This is a genomic window from Nocardia heshunensis (assembly GCF_054782115.1).
In genome coordinates this window covers 1-2,172 of sequence record NZ_BAAGTC010000078.1, presented here as the reverse complement: position 1 = coordinate 2,172, position 2,172 = coordinate 1, and the positions used below count along the sequence as shown (strand labels likewise).

At 47.6% G+C, this 2,172-nt stretch carries 3 protein-coding genes; all 3 read right to left on the bottom strand.

The window, feature by feature from the left end; translation table 11 throughout:
- Window positions 1-470: DEAD/DEAH box helicase (locus ACYVN4_RS45295; protein ID WP_460730539.1), on the bottom strand; the 470-nt coding region annotated here is incomplete at its 3' end.
- A complete protein-coding gene (locus tag ACYVN4_RS45290; RefSeq protein WP_125686023.1) occupies window positions 400-1,173 on the bottom strand; it encodes an AAA family ATPase in 774 nt (257 codons plus the stop codon). The genes ACYVN4_RS45295 and ACYVN4_RS45290, both read right to left, overlap by 71 nt.
- A gap of 2 nt (window positions 1,174-1,175) precedes the next feature.
- The gene (locus ACYVN4_RS45285; RefSeq protein ID WP_125686025.1) at window positions 1,176-2,033 is read right to left on the bottom strand and encodes a DUF1351 domain-containing protein; all 858 of its coding nucleotides are present in this window, start codon (window positions 2,031-2,033) and stop codon (window positions 1,176-1,178) included.
- Window positions 2,034-2,172: the final 139 nt, after the last annotated feature.

The window sequence follows — 2,172 nt, the reverse complement described above, 5'->3', positions numbered from 1 at the left end:
CAATCAATTGACGGGCCCAGAACCATATCATCATAGACATCGTGCAAACCCTTTCCATTTAGACGCCACGGTGTTGCAGTAAAGCCTAATCGTGGCACCCCAGCGTAGTAGTCGTAAATCTTACGGTAGGTCTTAGCCAGAGAATGATGTGACTCATCCGTGATTATCAGTGCGGGGTGCGGCAGAATCTTTAATCTGTTAGCAATCTTACCTACTGTCAGAATCGTACAACGAGTGAGATCAACCTCATTCTCTCGGAATGAATTAGTTATCTGCTCAGCTAGTTCCTTACGGTGAACCATAAACATCACTGAGCCACCCTTGCTTACCGTTAGCCGTACTATTTCTGCAATGATGACCGATTTACCGGACCCGGCCGGGCTTTGCAACAGCACCGATTTATTGCCGTTTGCTAGTGCCTGTCTTGCTTGGTTGACCAGCTTTGTCTGGTACGGATGGAGTTGATACATTCATATCACCACCAATCTCCGTGAAAAGCGTCTCCGGTAGTGCAAATTGCCGGTCGTCTAACTGGTTCTTAGCAAATGCAGCATTGGACGGTTTGAGAATAAATCCCCGGGCCCCGGTCTTGTCAGAGATAACCATGCGGCCAACCACGTTCATGAGACCCATGACGTTCGTGACCAGCTTCTCTCGCATTTGCGGTACGAACTGGTTATAAGTCTGCCCGGTCGGCGTATCAATTTGTCGGGTAGCTTCCCACGCCGTGTAGACTTTATTGACTCCTGGCCATGAATTAATGAAACGGATCATGTCAGGTAGGTAGAAACCAAACTGGTTGTAATCATTCATCTGGGGGATACCCATGTCAGCGCCAGACTTGGTTTTAGCTTCATTAGCTTTTTCGCCTAGCCATGCTTGCTCAAACTCGCTAAGATTGTCGAAAGCGATGTTATCGTAGTTACCCAATTGCGTACTGTGAATTTCTCCCAGTAGTGTACGGGCCCCTTCTAGTGGATGTTTCGTGTCTAGCTTAACCACATCAATGTTAGGCAGTCCCGCCAGTACGTTAGTCGTCCGGTCAACGTCGATGACTAGAGTTCGGCCAGGAAGATAACGTAGTGTGGAAGTTTTGCCAACGCCTGGTTGGGCGTAAATCAATACTGAGAAGTCTTCACCGCGCTTGATGTCAGTTGCGTGTTGGATTTCCACGGCTATCCCTCCCGTTCGTACTTAATGCCTTCGGAGTCCATATAACTTTTAAGCAATTTCATCTGTGGAAGGGTTGCTGTAATCTTCAACACAACGGCTCGTGAGACCACTTCGCCAGTATTGGTATCAACTACCGTGTCACCTTTCGTTTGCTGGTGGGTGCGCTCCTCAGCGGCCTTGGCTTCCAGCTTGTGTTGCTTCTCGGCTTGCCGTTCCACCTGGTTATCAATGGCCTTCATGAGATAGTCCACGTCTTGGCCTTGCTTGACCTGATCCACCCAGCCTGCCGGGTCCACTTTCTGAATCTCAGCATACTTGGTGATAGTTTCGCAATTGGTAGCCAGTTGGTCGGCCTCTTTCTTCATCTGAGTCATGACACCGGCAATGCCTTCCACAATCTGCTTCTTAGTAGCCGACTTATTCAGCCACGACGGCTCGATGTCAACTTCACTGACTTCCACACCATAGTTAGGTGCCATCTCAGCAATCAGGCCTTCAACCCGTTCTTGTTTAGCCGCTCGTTCTTGCGCAGTCACCTCACGAATCTTGGTGTCTAGTGGCGAAATGACTGAATCGATTTGTTCTTTAAACAGGTTCATTTGAGAATCAAAGGTCTTGACTGGTTCTGCATACTGCCGCTTAATGGTAAGCCGTTTCTCATCAATCGCCTTAGACACCTTATTAAGACCGGCCCGCATGTTCTTGACATCCTTGATATTATCCACAGTAACCACAAAGTCTTGGTTGTACTTAGAGACAATTTCCGTTACTGCTTGTTGAACCTGATCGAGGTTGTTGATTGTGATTGGCATCGGCTTTACGTCAATGACCGGTTCAACAATTGCTAGTTCGTTAGCCATACATGTTCCTCCTTTAGATACTTTTCGTATTGCTGGAACCGATAATAAGCTAAGTTCTCATAGCCCACCGGTGTTCGTAAAAACTTTACGTGCCAATAAGTGCTCTTTTTCATTGAAAGATACCTCGCTTTCCGGTATT